The sequence below is a fragment of the Flagellimonas iocasae genome (genome assembly GCF_042682725.1).
Classification (GTDB): domain Bacteria; phylum Bacteroidota; class Bacteroidia; order Flavobacteriales; family Flavobacteriaceae; genus Flagellimonas; species Flagellimonas iocasae.
This window is the reverse complement of the sequence record NZ_JBHUHU010000005.1, coordinates 321,297-335,238: the sequence shown is the minus strand read 5'-3', so window position 1 is coordinate 335,238 and position 13,942 is coordinate 321,297. Positions and strand designations below refer to the sequence as shown.

At 41.8% G+C, this 13,942-nt stretch carries 13 protein-coding genes; 8 read left to right on the top strand and 5 right to left on the bottom strand.

What is annotated here, in order from left to right:
• Positions 1–7: 7 nt before the first annotated feature.
• From ACFSJE_RS15650 to ACFSJE_RS15640, 3 genes are all read right to left on the bottom strand, one after another.
• Positions 8–1,345 (bottom strand): cell envelope integrity TolA family protein, encoded by a 1,338-nt coding sequence (locus tag ACFSJE_RS15650; protein WP_379831808.1) that lies wholly within the window; start codon positions 1,343–1,345, stop codon positions 8–10.
• A gap of 459 nt (positions 1,346–1,804) precedes the next feature.
• Positions 1,805–3,502, bottom strand: coding sequence for a M56 family metallopeptidase (locus tag ACFSJE_RS15645; protein ID WP_379831807.1), 1,698 nt, complete (start codon positions 3,500–3,502; stop codon positions 1,805–1,807).
• The gene (locus tag ACFSJE_RS15640) at positions 3,503–3,862 is read right to left on the bottom strand and encodes a BlaI/MecI/CopY family transcriptional regulator (protein ID WP_379831806.1); all 360 of its coding nucleotides are present in this window, start codon (positions 3,860–3,862) and stop codon (positions 3,503–3,505) included.
• A 152-nt stretch (positions 3,863–4,014) separates the two neighbouring features.
• On the opposite strand from ACFSJE_RS15640, the gene ACFSJE_RS15635 reads away from it, so the two are divergent.
• Positions 4,015–4,953: a calcium/sodium antiporter gene (locus tag ACFSJE_RS15635; RefSeq protein WP_379831805.1), complete on the top strand. Its 939-nt coding sequence runs from the start codon at positions 4,015–4,017 to the stop codon at positions 4,951–4,953.
• Between the two features lie 60 nt (positions 4,954–5,013).
• On the opposite strand, the gene ACFSJE_RS15630 is transcribed toward ACFSJE_RS15635, so the two are convergent.
• Entirely contained in the window at positions 5,014–6,036 is a 1,023-nt protein-coding gene (locus ACFSJE_RS15630; RefSeq protein ID WP_379831803.1) for a glutamine synthetase beta-grasp domain-containing protein, read from the bottom strand.
• 212 nt (positions 6,037–6,248) lie between these two features.
• On the opposite strand from ACFSJE_RS15630, the gene ACFSJE_RS15625 reads away from it, so the two are divergent.
• The 7 genes from ACFSJE_RS15625 (at position 6,249) to ACFSJE_RS15595 (ending at position 13,195) form a co-directional block, all read left to right on the top strand.
• On the top strand, positions 6,249–8,435 hold the full coding sequence (locus tag ACFSJE_RS15625; protein WP_379831802.1) for a glutamine synthetase III family protein: 2,187 nt from the start codon (positions 6,249–6,251) through the stop codon (positions 8,433–8,435).
• A gap of 90 nt (positions 8,436–8,525) precedes the next feature.
• The gene (locus tag ACFSJE_RS15620; RefSeq protein ID WP_379831801.1) at positions 8,526–9,704 is read left to right on the top strand and encodes an AIR synthase related protein; all 1,179 of its coding nucleotides are present in this window, start codon (positions 8,526–8,528) and stop codon (positions 9,702–9,704) included.
• Between the two features lie 46 nt (positions 9,705–9,750).
• Positions 9,751–10,191 (top strand): QcrA and Rieske domain-containing protein, encoded by a 441-nt coding sequence (locus ACFSJE_RS15615; protein ID WP_379831800.1) that lies wholly within the window; start codon positions 9,751–9,753, stop codon positions 10,189–10,191.
• 19 nt (positions 10,192–10,210) lie between these two features.
• Positions 10,211–10,648 (top strand): thioredoxin family protein, encoded by a 438-nt coding sequence (locus tag ACFSJE_RS15610; protein WP_379831799.1) that lies wholly within the window; start codon positions 10,211–10,213, stop codon positions 10,646–10,648.
• Positions 10,645–11,643 carry an FAD:protein FMN transferase gene (locus ACFSJE_RS15605; protein ID WP_379831798.1) on the top strand — a complete coding sequence of 333 codons (999 nt, stop codon included), beginning with the start codon at positions 10,645–10,647 and terminating at the stop codon, positions 11,641–11,643. The genes ACFSJE_RS15610 and ACFSJE_RS15605 overlap by 4 nt, the downstream gene beginning before the upstream one ends.
• A gap of 9 nt (positions 11,644–11,652) precedes the next feature.
• Positions 11,653–11,865, top strand: coding sequence for a DUF4266 domain-containing protein (locus ACFSJE_RS15600; RefSeq protein ID WP_379831797.1), 213 nt, complete (start codon positions 11,653–11,655; stop codon positions 11,863–11,865).
• Positions 11,828–13,195: a DUF3570 domain-containing protein gene (locus tag ACFSJE_RS15595; RefSeq protein ID WP_379831796.1), complete on the top strand. Its 1,368-nt coding sequence runs from the start codon at positions 11,828–11,830 to the stop codon at positions 13,193–13,195. The genes ACFSJE_RS15600 and ACFSJE_RS15595 overlap by 38 nt, the downstream gene beginning before the upstream one ends.
• On the opposite strand, the gene ACFSJE_RS15590 is transcribed toward ACFSJE_RS15595, so the two are convergent.
• Entirely contained in the window at positions 13,182–13,829 is a 648-nt protein-coding gene (locus ACFSJE_RS15590; protein WP_379831795.1) for an ATP-binding cassette domain-containing protein, read from the bottom strand. The genes ACFSJE_RS15595 and ACFSJE_RS15590 overlap by 14 nt on opposite strands.
• Positions 13,830–13,942 lie beyond the last annotated feature (113 nt).

The following is a 13,942-nucleotide window of genomic DNA, read 5'->3' as shown; positions in this document are numbered from 1 at the left end:
ATTATGGTTATTTCTCGGTTTTGTTCATTATTTGTTTGGCGAGATCAGCACCGATTAAGGATTGTAGCAAGGTGTTGTCGCTACTCTTAGAGTTACTGCCCTCGATAAAGATTTCGGGCAAGCGTAACTCCTTCAGTTCGCGGGCCACGCCAACCGCTTTTTTATATTCCCACTCAGCACGCTCCTGTGGCGTTAACCCAGCGTTCACCAATTTGGCATTTTGATAGGCTTCGGCATCAGCAGCCACTTTTTTACTTTGGGCCTTGAATTTCTCCACCTCAAACTGTTTTTTCTCTTTCACCAAATTGAATTCGGCCACCTTGGCCTCTGTTTCAGCGGCAATGGTCTTTTGGATTTGCTCTTTTTCCAAGCGGGCACGTTCTGCGGCTTTTTCGGCCTCACCACGGGCCTTTTCTTTTTGGGCCCTGTAGAACTCACGCTCTGCTTGTTGCTTTTCCAATTGTGTTTGTGCCACCTCTTCTTTTTGAAGCTGAAGACGCTTGTCAAAAGTTTCTTCCCAATCAATTTCGGTTACTACGGCCTGCACTACGGTCAATCCATACGCTTTTAAAGAGTTTCCTTCTTCTCGGATGGGCATGCCATCAGCAGAATGTTTGATACGAAAACGCTTTTGTTTTGACTCTTTGTTCACCACGGTTCGCACGGTACTGCTGTCACCGATGATGTCCTTTTGCTCATCATATAGATACTCTTCCAAAACATACATACCGTTTTCCAGTTGATCCCTAAAATACCGGTCAAAGTCCGAAGCCTGTCCTGAAATATAATCCTGGGCGTCCATCAATTTACAGGTATTCTTTATGGACTGGTCAATGTTGGGGATAATCCGTGAGCGAATCAGGTTTTCTTCCGTTTTGTTACGATCGGCAACGGAAAGAAATTGCGTTTGGTCCTCCGTATTGATGCTTATCACCACTGATGTAGCAATTCTGGCCTTGACCGCATCGCTAAACGCCCAATATTTGGCAGCATCCACATTCGCATACTCACTTTGTTCACCCAAATTTCCTTCGGTGGATGGGATCACATATTTAATGGGCAGTTCAAACTGAATTGGTATAAGTCTTCCCCACATTTTGGTATGGATACCCTGTCTAAAGACTGCTTTTTGACCTCCCCACGGATATTGTACGGCATAAGCCGTTCCAGGCTCGGCATAGAAAAAAGTTCCGGTAACAATACTCATCACAATTCCCAATCCAATAATTTGAAGGCTGCGCTTTGGCGTAAACCATTGAAGCAGTCGACTATTTTTAAATAATGGTTTGGAAATAAGTGTAGCAATTCCAAAAAGAACGATCAGTATTCCAAATAAAGTAAGCATGACGATTGGTTTTAAAGGTTAGACAAAAATGTAAGTGATGAGCTGTAGCAGAACCATCACTAAAAACTTGACAATTGTTATCATTGTATTGATTGATTTTAAGGGTTGAAAAACACTCGTTAACCGGTTATGTTTTTTGAATATAGAATGATAAAACTCATGTTTCCAAACTTTTACATCAAAATCTATGAAAGTGAATACAAGATTGTAGCTTTTTAAATGAGTTGCTACTTGAATTTTTCATTCGTGCCTTGAATGAAATTATAAAATGTAATATGAATTCATTTTTATTATTACGATTTGTAATAATTGTAGGGGGTTTTTCCGGCCGTTTTTGAAAACCAAGGGAGCTTTCGTTTAAAAATGGGCCTTTTTGGACAATCTCGTTTCTGGGGCGGGCATAAAAAAAACCAACCGCTTTGGGTTGGCTTCTGCTTTTTTTGAGTCTTTTTTAGGGTGTTAATCCTCCTTTTTGGTGGTGATTTCAATGACGCCGTTCTTTCCTTTTTCGCCATACTTTTCAGTGGCCGTTTTATCCTTCAAAACAGTAATGCTTTCAATTTTTTCAGGCGCCATATCAAGATTATCCATATCTGCTTTTAGTTGTTCCTTGCCATCAATAACAATTAAGGGTTTGACGTCTGAGGAAGTTCGTATGGAAACCCCATTACTCTTATCATCTGCTTTAACCAAATGTTGTCCGTAACCAGTTACTGTTAATTCAGTTTTGGAGCCCTTAAATTTCTTCGTGGTGATTTCAACTACGCCTTTGGAACCTTTTGCCCCATATTTTTCCACGGCCATTTCATCCTTCAAGACATTCATACTTTCAATTTCTTCTGGTTCCAGGCCAAGGTTATCCATATCCGCTTTTGGTTTTTCTTTTCCATCGATAATTATCAGGGGTTTATTACCAGAAGAAGATCGTAACGTTACACCATTGCTATTATCATTAACTTTTGTTGAAGTTGCTTTCCTAAGAAGCATTCGGGTTTTCAGTCCGTTAAACACCTCTGTATTATCGGCCACAAATATGCCATCTTTTGTGGTGCCAAAATAACATTCAGAAAAGGGAAAAGTACTTGTGAATCGACCAGTGCCTTTATTTTTGATTTGCAACTCAAGTTCTGTAATCTCGCCTTTAGCATTTCTTTTAAGCGAATGGGTAAAAGTACCCCCATTCTGTTCAATAGAACTTTTAATTTCCGCAATTTCATCATCGGTGGAATTCTTGTTTATGGAATAAACATGTTCAAATAACCCGTTTTCAGACTGATTTTCCACTTTCTTTATCTGCGCTACCGTTGTGGTTTGAAAGCTTACCACGAAACCGATTAATAAGGGAAGCACGATGCCAAATTTCCACACATTGCTTTTCTGAGATCTTTGTTTGTTTAACATGACTATTCGTTTTTTGATGATTGAATTATAAAATGAATTTGAAAAATAAGGGTGTGCTGCGCCAACCATGGTCCGCAACATTAAATTTTGATATCCGACCCGGTCCCGGCCCAGTTGCAAAGCACCTCGGTCCGCGATAAACTCAAGATTGTGCTCCACGCTGTCTTTATAAAGCCAAATAAATGGGTTGAACCATTGAAGGAGGAGTACGGTGTGCATCAAAAGAATGTCTAATGAATGGCGTCCTTCAATATGTGCACGCTCATGGGTGACGATGGTTGCAAAGTCAGATTTGGTCAAGCTTTCGGGATTGTAGATCAAATAGTTGAAAAAGGAAAATGGTGTGATATTCTTTTGGGTCTCAACAAAGTTGATTCCATTTTCTTCCTGATTGTCGCCTTTTGCGATGATACGTTTTAAGGACAGTAAATTTACCACCAGACGTATGAATAGAAAAGCTGCGCCCAAACCATATACGGTTAACACTAATGTAATCCAATTCAGTGTTGAAGAAGGAGTATCTACACCGGGTTCAACAGGGCTGCCACTGCTAGTGGAAGGCAGCATAACCGGCTCTATCCAGACTATTTCCTTAATGCTGACCAACGGGATTACGAAGGACAGTACCAAACCTGCAATCAGAAATACACGATTGGCATTGAAAAACGTTTCCTTTCTCAGAAAGAACAGATAGCACAACAAGAAAAGCGTGGAGATTCCCGCTGATTTTACGATGTAGAGTAAAAAACCTTCCATTTATTTATTTTTTTCAATGAGATCCAGAATTTCCCGAAGTTCCTCTGCTGAAATTTTCTCTTCCTTGGCAAAAAAGGAGACCAGACTTTTATAGGAATTGTCGTAATAATCCATAATGGTGGAATTGATGAACTTTTTCCGATATGACTCCTTTGTTACCAATGGGAAATACCTGTGAGTGTTTCCAAAAGCCTCATGTCCTACATAATCTTTTTCTTCAAGGTTTCGAACAATGGTGGATAACGTGTTGTAATGGGGCTTTTCACCAGATAGCTCGCCCATGATCTCTTTGACAAAGGCTTTTTCCAAACGCCAAAGAATTTTCATTACTTCTTCTTCCTTATTGGTCAATTTTTGCATGACATGAATTTTATATCGACCAAAGTAAAACTAATTTTTAAGTTATACAACTATTTTTATAGTTAATCTACTAAAAATTTAGTTGATTCTTTTTTGGCCTTCGATTTTAAAGCCATGAATCTTCCTCTATATTTGCCATAAATTCTGCTTTTTTGGAAAACTTACTTTTTATTGTTCTTGGACTAGTCTTGCTTATTGCTGGAGGAAATTGGTTGTTGAAATCTGCTGTGGGCTTATCATTGCGATTGGCCATCCCAAAAATTGTAATTGGAATGACGGTGGTGTCTTTTGCAACATCAGCCCCAGAATTGATTGTGAGTGTAAAAGCGGCATTGGATGGTTTTCCAGATCTGGCATTGGGTAACGTTGTGGGATCTAACATCGCCAATCTTGGATTGGTATTGGCCATCACTGTAATTATGGGCAGTATTGATGTTCGTAAAAGTTTTTACACTACGGATTGGCCCGTGATGATGGTAGCATCCTTGCTCTTTTGCGGATTTATCTATTTTGATGGAGTGTTGCAACAGTATGAGGGGATAATCCTTGTGACGTTGTTATTTGTATTCCTTATATATCTACTACGGTTTCAAAAAACCGCTGTTGTTGATGAAATGCCCGAAGATGACGTCATACTTCCCTTATATAAAATTGTATTGTATTTGGGTATTGGTGGTACAGCACTTTGGGGCGGCTCTGAATTGTTGATCAAAGGTGCGGTGGGCATGGCTTCCACGCTAGGGGTGAGTGATCGTGTTATTGGTATTACTGTAGTGTCGGTAGGGACTAGCATTCCTGAGTTGGCTGCATCGGTTATTGCTGTATTGAAAAAAGAAAAAGCCATTTCCCTCGGGAACTTAATTGGATCCAACATTTTTAATCTTTTGGCTGTTTTGGGCATTACATCAATAATCACCCCAATTACAGTGATGGATCAAGGATTGCTTTCCAATGATATTTTTTGGATGCTGGGAATTTCCTTTTTGATATTACCTCTGGTATTTTTCCCAAAAGGATTGCGTTTGGGGTGGAGAGACGGTCTTGTGTTGCTCGCTTTTTATGTCCTTTTTGTCTATATGACCATAAAATAAAAACCGCCCCTAAAACAGGGACGGTTTTCATTTATAATCAACAACTAATTTATATACACCTTAGATCTTAGCAGATTTAACGGTCTTGATAATTCTAGCCGCAATCTTGTAAGGGTCTCCGTTAGAAGCAGGTCTTCTGTCTTCCAACCATCCTTTCCATCCCTTTTTCACAGTGGCCAAAGGAATACGAATGGAAGCTCCACGGTCAGAAATTCCATAGCTGAAATCAGTAATGGAAGCAGTTTCGTGTTTACCGGTCAAACGTTGATCGTTGAACTCACCATAAACCTCAATATGTTCTTTTACAACAGGTCTGAATGCTTCACAAATTTTCTCGTAAACCTCTTTGGAACCGGCAGTTCTCAAAGTAGAGTTGGAGAAGTTGGCGTGCATACCTGAACCATTCCAGTCCATATCCTTACCAAGTGGTTTTGGGTGGTATTCAATATACCATCCATAGGACTCAGTTAGTCTTTGTAGTAAATATCTAGCCACCCAGATTTCATCACCTGCTTTTTTGGCTCCTTTGGCGAACAATTGGAATTCCCACTGTCCACAAGCAACTTCTTGGTTGATTCCCTCAAAGTTTAGTCCGGCAGCAATACAAAGATCGGCATGTTCTTCAACAAGCTCCCTACCGTGGGTGTTTCTTCCACCAACGGAGCAATAGTACATTCCTTGTGGTGCAGGATAACCACCAACAGGGAAACCTAGTGGCAGTTGAGTAGCTGTGTCCATAATGAAATACTCTTGCTCAAATCCGAACCAGAAGTCGTCATCTTCATCATCGATAGTAGCCCTACCGTTGGAAACGTGTGGAGTACCATCAGCATTCATAACCTCGCACATTACCAAATAACCATCTTTTCTGGCAGGGTCTGGATAGATGGCTACAGGCACCAACAAACAGTCGGAAGATCCACCTTCAGCTTGTTGTGTGGAAGATCCATCGAAAGACCAGTTGTCAATCTCGTCCAAGGTTCCTTTAAAATTTTCATGATCTTCAACTTTGGTCTTACTTCTTATGTTTTGAGTTGGGTAGTACCCATCCAACCAAAGGTATTCTAATTTAATTTTGCTCATAATTCTGGTAGTTATTTGTTCTCAAATTCATGATTCACAAAAATAGTTTTTTCAATGAATAATATGCATTTTGAAGGGGTAAAATCACAAACTCTCTCCTATTATTTATATAACCCCATATTTTGGGTAGGGTTGAATGAAAAAAAAGTATTTTTTCAAGGATTTATTATTAAATTGTTAATTGTAGCTTTGCGAAATTAATACCATTCAAGATGCCAAAAACAAGATTTCAGGCCTTAGCCGAAAGCCAGAAAAGGGAGTATAAAAACATTGATGAGTCGGGCAGGCGCTCAGAGCTGTTTGCCAGACAGGTGTTCAATGAGGAAAAGATGCTTCAGTTCCTTACAAAGGAGGCTTTTGACAATGTAAAATCAGCAATTTTTCACGGAAGTAAAATCGATAGAAAAATAGCCGACCAAGTAGCCGAAGGCATGAAGGCATGGGCACTCTCCATGGGCGCTACGCATTACACGCACTGGTTTCAACCCTTAACCGGAGCCACGGCAGAAAAACATGATGCTTTTTTTGACGTTTTGCCCGAAGGAAAGGCCATGGAGAAGTTTGGCGGCGCACAATTGGTGCAGCAAGAACCCGATGCGTCCAGTTTTCCAAGTGGTGGCATCAGAAATACATTTGAGGCGCGCGGATACACGGCATGGGACCCTACTTCTCCAGCCTTTATCTATAAAACCACACTTTGTATTCCAACAATTTTTGTAGCGTATACAGGTGAAGCTTTGGACAACAAAGCGCCTTTGTTACGGGCATTGCATGCAATTGACCAGGCCGCCACAAGCGTTGCGCAATATTTCGATAAAAACGTGCGGAAGGTGTATGCAACCCTTGGATGGGAGCAGGAGTATTTTTTGGTAGATAAGGCATTGGCCCAATCTCGGTTGGATTTGACCATGACCGGAAGGACTTTGGTTGGAAATTTCTCTGCAAAAGGCCAACAGTTGGACGACCATTATTTTGGGGTGATTCCACCACGCGTTTTGAGTTTTATGAGCGATTTGGAAAAGCAATGTACCCAACTCGGCATACCCGTGAAAACACGACACAACGAAGTGGCTCCAAACCAATTTGAGCTGGCTCCTGTCTTTGAGGAGGCCAATCTCTCCGTGGACCATAATTTGTTATTGATGGATGTTATGGAAGAGGTGGCGAGCAGGCACAATTTCAAAGTCTTGTTTCATGAAAAGCCTTTTGCTGGAATCAACGGTTCAGGGAAACACAATAACTGGTCTTTGGCAACGGATACTGGGGTGAACTTGCTGAGTCCGGGGACCACCCCCATGAAGAATTTGCAATTTTTGACCTTCTTTGTCAATACCATAAAAGCGGTGGACACCTATGAGGAATTGTTGCGTTCCTCAATTGCTTCGGCCAGTAACGACCATCGTTTGGGGGCCAATGAGGCACCACCGCCCATTATTTCCATCTTTATTGGAAAACAATTGAGTGATGTTTTGGATGAACTCGAAGGGGTTTCCAAAGGAAAACTTTCTCCAGAGGAAAAAACCGAACTCAAACTAAATGTTGTTGGGAAAATCCCAGAGATTTTGTTGGACAACACCGATAGAAACCGAACTTCTCCATTTGCGTTCACCGGGAATAAATTTGAAATGCGGGGTGTTGGTGCCAAAATGAACTGTGCCAAACCCATGACCATGCTGAGCACCATTGTGGCCAAGCAACTTACTGACTTTAAAAAGGAGGTTGATGCATTGATTGACAAGAAGAATTTAAAGAAGGACGAAGCCGTCTTCAATGTATTGCGGGAATACATCAAAACCTCAAAAAGAATCCGATTTGAAGGGGATGGTTATGGTATGGAATGGCAAGAAGAGGCCCGTAGACGAAAACTCAGCTTCAATAAAAACACACCCGAAGCACTACAAATAATCACAGCCAAGGAGAGTGTTGACCTCTTCAAGGAGATGGATGTGATGAGCGAAGTAGAATTAAAAGCGCGTCAAGAAGTGGAATTGGGGGCCTACATTTTCCATATTCAAATTGAAGGCAGGGTTTTGGGTGAAATGGTGTATAATCACATTATCCCAGCAGCGATTCGGTACCAAAACTTGTTGCTGGAAAATATTGGCGGATTGAAGGAGGTTTATGGCGCGGTCCATAAAAAGGTTGCTGAAAGCCAATTGAATCTGTTGGAGCAAGTCGGTGAGCATATTCTAGAAATCAAGAAATTGACCGACGAAATGACGGACGCCCGAAAAAGGGCCAACGGGCTTTCCACCATCAATAAAAAAGCACAGGCTTATTGCAACAACGTGAAACCGTATTTTGATACGATTCGGGAGCAATCGGATAGACTTGAAAAGCTGATAGCCGATGACCTTTGGCCATTCACAAAGTATCGTGAAATATTGTTTACAAAGTAAAACACCTCAAATCCAGGGCAGTTTTCAAAAGAGCTTAACAACCTGTCAATGAATTGATGGTTTTCCGCTATTTTTGCCCAAACCAAGATTATGTCGTCGGACACCAGTAAAAGATATGCACAGCGCGGGGTCTCTGCCTCCAAGGAAGATGTGCACAATGCCATCAAAAATATTGATAAAGGCCTTTTTCCAAAGGCATTTTGTAAGATAGTCCCAGATTATTTAACGGGTAGCGAAGACCACTGTTTGGTGATGCACGCCGATGGAGCCGGAACCAAATCCTCCTTGGCCTACATGTACTGGAAGGAAACCGGCGATGTTTCTGTGTGGAAAGGTATAGCCCAAGATGCCCTGATCATGAACGTGGACGACCTAATTTGTGTGGGGGCCACGGACAATATTATGTTGTCATCTACCATTGGCCGTAATAAAAACTTGATTCCAGGGGAGGTCATTTCAGCCATCATAAATGGTACGGAAGAATTGATTTCCGATTTAGAAAAACACGGCATTGCCATTCGCTCCACAGGTGGTGAAACCGCAGATGTTGGCGATTTGGTGCGCACCATAATTGTGGATTCCACCGTAACGGCTCGCATGGAACGTTCCCAGGTTATAGATAATGCCAATATCAAGGCAGGTGATGTTATTGTGGGACTGGCTTCCTTCGGAAAGGCAACCTATGAAAGTGAATATAACGGTGGAATGGGGAGTAATGGACTTACCTCGGCCCGCCATGATGTCTTCGGAAAATACCTGGCTAAAAAATATCCGGAAAGTTATGATGCTTCCGTTCCTGAAGAACTGGTGTATTCCGGAAAAACAAAATTGACCGATGCGGTGCCCAATGCTCCATTGGACGCGGGTAAATTGGTGCTTTCACCAACCCGGACCTATGCGCCCATCATCAAAAAAATTCTGACCAATTATGCTTCCGACCAGATTCATGGAATGGTACATTGCAGTGGAGGGGCACAGACCAAGATTCTCCACTTCGTGGAAAACCTACATATCATAAAAGATAATTTATTTGAGATTCCTCCACTTTTTAAACTGATTCAGGAGCAATCTGGAACAGATTGGAAGGAAATGTACCAAGTCTTTAACTGTGGGCATCGAATGGAATTGTATGTAAATGAAGAAGTTGCAAATGACATTATTGAAATTTCCAAAAGTTTTAATGTTGATGCACAGGTGGTTGGTCGCGTGGAAGCCTCGCCAAATAAGAGATTGACCATACAAAGTGTGTATGGTAAGTTTGAATATTAGCATACGAATCAGCGTATTTTAACGTTCTTTCTATAAACCTCTCGCTATGGAAAGAAAAGATTTTCTAAGGAGTTTGGGTGCAGGCGCCGCTTTTGCCCTAACTTTTCCTTGTCTTCAAGGGTGCTCCAAAGATGATATTAACGGTAACAAAGTGGAGCAACCCACAGGGGTTGACTTTACCGTTGACCTAACGTCGCAGGAGGCGCAAGCCCTGGTTCCCAATGGAGGTTTTATTTTGAAGAATTTAGTGGTCATCGCCAAGAATTTTGAAGGGGAGTATGTGGCTGCCACTCAGGTTTGCAGTCATGAATCGTATGATCAAGTACGATTCGTAAATCAGAACGGAGGAATTTTTTATTGTGATGTCCATGGTTCCCGTTTTGACCAAGATGGCACTCCTCTAAATCAAGTTGATAGTAAAACGGCAAAGCCGATAAAAATATACAATACCGAACTCAATGGCTCCATATTGCGGGTTTTTGAGTAGTCGGGTTGTCCCAAATCGTATGAAGAAGTTCTTGACCATAGCATTTTGCATTGTAACCGCTATGCTTCATTCACAAGAATGGCAGCCCAGTTTTGATGCTGCTGTGAGCCTGTCCCAAAAGGAGGACAAGCCCATTGTCTTAGTCTTTTCTGGGTCTGACTGGTGTGCGCCTTGCATCCGGTTAAAACGAAACATTTTGGAATCTGAGGAGTTCAAAAGCTATGCTTCTTCAAACTATGTACTCTATAACGCCGATTTTCCCAGAAAAAAGAAAAACCAACTTCCAGAGGAGTTATCCTCGGTCAATAAAACCCTAGCGGAAAAATACAATCCCAAAGGATATTTTCCCTTGGTGGTGGTTTTGGATAAGAACCAATCCATTCTCGGCAAAACCGGGTTTGATGTAAAGGCGTCTCCTAAAAAGTATATTGCCACCCTTAATGGTTTTGTGAAATGAAAACACTGGCCGTCCTTTTTTGCAGCTTGTTTTGCATGCTGTCCCAAGGGCAGTTGGTGCAGCAAGATGTCACTGTAAAAAAGACCCTGAAGCTCATGGGTACCCGGTTTGAGATTACCGTGGTGGCTCCCAATGAAGAGATTGGCTATATTGATATTGACCAAGCGGTCTCGGAAATTGAACGTATCGAAAAGATGATATCCTCTTGGGATGAAGCATCGGAAACCACCAAAATCATCAAAAATGCGGGGATAAAACCTGTAAAAGTGAGCCCAGAATTGTTCAGGTTGATAGAACGCGCCATAAAAATATCTGAGATTACGGATGGCGCCTTCGATATAACATACGCCTCAATGGACAACATCTGGAAGTTTGACGGCAGCATGGACCAAATGCCATCCGAAGAAGACATCCAAAAATCCATTGAAAAAATTGGGTACAAGAAAATTGTACTTGACCCGGATGAGCAGACGGTATTTTTGACAGAGCCTGGCATGCGAATTGGATTCGGGGCCATCGGAAAGGGTTATGCCGCGGATAAGGCCAAGGAACTTTTGACTTCCAAACAGGTCAAGGGCGGAATCATAAATGCTTCTGGTGATTTGACCACTTGGGGTACAAAAGCAACTGGAGAACAATGGTTGGTGGGTATTGCCAATCCCCTGAGTAAGGATAAGGTGTTCAGTTGGTTGCCCGTGGTGGAGTCCTCAGTGGCCACTTCCGGCAATTATGAAAAATACATCACCCTAAACGGGAAAAAATACTCCCATATCATCGACCCGCGTACCGGATATCCCACAACGGGCATAAACAGCGTATCGGTTTTTGCCAAGCAAGCTGAATTGTGCGATGCCTTGGCCACAGCCGTTTTTATCATGGGTCGGGACACAGGCATTCATATGATCAATCAGATTGATGGGGTAGAGGTCGTTGTCGTGGATTCAGAAAATAAAATACATAGGAGTTCGGGAATTATTTTCGATACGAATCAGTAAATTTATCACATGGGTAAAGCTGTTTTCTTCTTTCTCTTTCTTTTGATGTTTTCCAGTTCATGTGTTGCGGTCCGCGAGTATGATAAGGTTTACGTAAATGATGTTGAGATGCAACTCGGCGCAAGACCCTGCGAACGGTTTGAGACCAATTTCCATATCTATCGCGAAGCTTCGTCCGGTGCCAATGGCGGAAAAACGGGCGGAGGTTGTGGATGTAACTAAAATGACAGCTCTTGTGATCGGGAATAAACCAATAAACCAACAATCCAAAAGTCTTAACAATCTCGTAGTTGTCATTCTTGGTACTCTGTGCTTTTTTACCGGATGGTCCCAGCAGACGGATACCTCCTACAAGCGAAGGGTGTTGGAGACGAGTGAGGTAAATGTGTTGTTCAGCTATTACAGTCAAGATGGGCAAAACGCTGCCGTTACCGGTGGAGAAGGCACGGAAGAATTGACCGATGCCACGTCGTCAATCGTTTTAAGAATGCCCATGAATGAAGACGACATCCTTACAGTAGATGTCGGATTATCGGCATACACGTCGGCTTCGTCCAGTAATGTGAATCCACTGGATGGTGGGTTAAGTGTAACCACATTTGATGCTTCATCGGGCGAGTCCAGAAAAGATTTGTTGGCGTACATCAACCCCAGTTACCAACATAGTTCTGAAGACCGAAACTCCATTTGGAGCGCCAATATCTATTTCTCATCCGAGTACGATTATTTTTCGTTCGGTTTTGGAGGGAGTTACACCCGATTGTTCAATGAAAAGAATACCGAACTCACGTTCAGTAGTCGTGTTTTTCTGGATAAATGGAATGCCATATATCCTATTGAACTCCGTGATGGTTTTTTTGATGATCGAATCACGGGAACAGGGACCTATAACCCGAATTTCACCGAGTTTGGTAAGGAAAACCGAAACTCTTACACCTTATCCTTAAGTTTTTCCCAGATTTTAAGTCGAAAACTCCAAGGAGCGCTATTTGTGGATCTCGTGACGCAAACCGGACTCTTAAGCACCCCATTTCAACGGGTCTATTTTGCTGACGCCAATGACTTTTTTATTGACGATTTTCAGTTGGCGGACAATGTGGAACAGCTCCCTGATAGCCGATTGAAGGTTCCTGTTGGAGGTCGCTTAAATTACTATGTAAACGATTTGCTGGTACTGCGTTCCTATTACCGTTATTATTGGGATGATTGGGGTATCACCTCGCATACGGCGAGTTTGGAAACACCTTTTAAGTTGACAGATAAATTTACTTTGTATCCTTCGTACAGATACTACACCCAAACAGCTGCCGATTATTTTTATCCCAAAGAAACCGCTTTGTCCAGCTACGAGTTTTACACCTCAGATTATGATTTATCTGAGTACGATGCCCACCAATATGGAATGGGAATCCAGTACAAGGATATTTTTACAAGTGCCTCAATCTTCAATTTTGGGTTGAAGACCATCGATTTGCGCTTTAGTCAGTACGATCGTAGTGATGGGCTCAATGCATTTATAGTCACATTGGGCACGACCTTTATCGGGAATTAGGTATGAGGTAACCTTCATTTTCCAAATCTTCCACACCTTGTATCAATTTGGAGTGTCCATTGGATAGGAAATAGAGGCTGTCGCTCACTTCTAGAATATCTTTATAAAAATGGTCGGTGATGATGATAGTGCTGTTCTTTTTTCGCGCTGCGATCATGGATTTTATCTTTTCGATATACAGCGGAGATACAAATGAAAAAGGTTCGTCCAGCAAAATGATTTCTTTGTTCTGGTTTAGAATAAGATAGGTTTCCATCACCTTGATTTCTCCACTCGATAATTCTCCAATTATTGGATTTTGGTAAACTTTAAAGCTTTCAAACACATTTTTAAACTGATTCCAATCCACATTAAAAAGATGGAATGCAGTTTGGATTTTCATGGAATTTGGAAGGAGCTGATGTTGGGGAAGGTAAGCCACTTTATTGGTCAGAAATAGATTTTTTGTAATGACCTTTCCATCAATGCGAACCGATTTATACTTCGGAGTCAAACATCCGAACACAATTTTTAGGAGGGAGGTTTTCCCTGAACCATTCCTTCCCAAAATGCCCGTTACCTTTCCCTGCTCTGCACGAAGATAAATACCGGAGAGAATCCGTTTGGCGCCAAAATTCAGTTCTATGTTATCCACCTCAAGAATCACAGAAAAATAGGAGGTATATTAGGATTGACAGCAATAGGTCTATCAAAAAGGAGAGTCCAAAGAGGTATGTTTTGGAGAGACCAAAATTTTGGTAGAAGACC

Excerpts from the sequence above, each read along its gene's own strand:
- ACFSJE_RS15605 (WP_379831798.1), top strand. The coding sequence starts at position 10,645 with ATGAAAACACTGGCCGTCCTTTTTTGCAGCTTGTTTTGCATGCTGTCC.
- ACFSJE_RS15650 (WP_379831808.1), bottom strand. The coding sequence starts at position 1,345 with ATGCTTACTTTATTTGGAATACTGATCGTTCTTTTTGGAATTGCTACA.
- ACFSJE_RS15595 (WP_379831796.1), top strand. The coding sequence starts at position 11,828 with ATGGCGGAAAAACGGGCGGAGGTTGTGGATGTAACTAAAATGACAGCT.
- ACFSJE_RS15600 (WP_379831797.1), top strand. The coding sequence starts at position 11,653 with ATGGGTAAAGCTGTTTTCTTCTTTCTCTTTCTTTTGATGTTTTCCAGT.
- ACFSJE_RS15640 (WP_379831806.1), bottom strand. The coding sequence starts at position 3,862 with ATGCAAAAATTGACCAATAAGGAAGAAGAAGTAATGAAAATTCTTTGG.
- ACFSJE_RS15625 (WP_379831802.1), top strand. The coding sequence starts at position 6,249 with ATGCCAAAAACAAGATTTCAGGCCTTAGCCGAAAGCCAGAAAAGGGAG.
- ACFSJE_RS15645 (WP_379831807.1), bottom strand. The coding sequence starts at position 3,502 with ATGGAAGGTTTTTTACTCTACATCGTAAAATCAGCGGGAATCTCCACG.
- ACFSJE_RS15630 (WP_379831803.1), bottom strand. The coding sequence starts at position 6,036 with ATGAGCAAAATTAAATTAGAATACCTTTGGTTGGATGGGTACTACCCA.
- ACFSJE_RS15620 (WP_379831801.1), top strand. The coding sequence starts at position 8,526 with ATGTCGTCGGACACCAGTAAAAGATATGCACAGCGCGGGGTCTCTGCC.
- ACFSJE_RS15615 (WP_379831800.1), top strand. The coding sequence starts at position 9,751 with ATGGAAAGAAAAGATTTTCTAAGGAGTTTGGGTGCAGGCGCCGCTTTT.
- ACFSJE_RS15610 (WP_379831799.1), top strand. The coding sequence starts at position 10,211 with ATGAAGAAGTTCTTGACCATAGCATTTTGCATTGTAACCGCTATGCTT.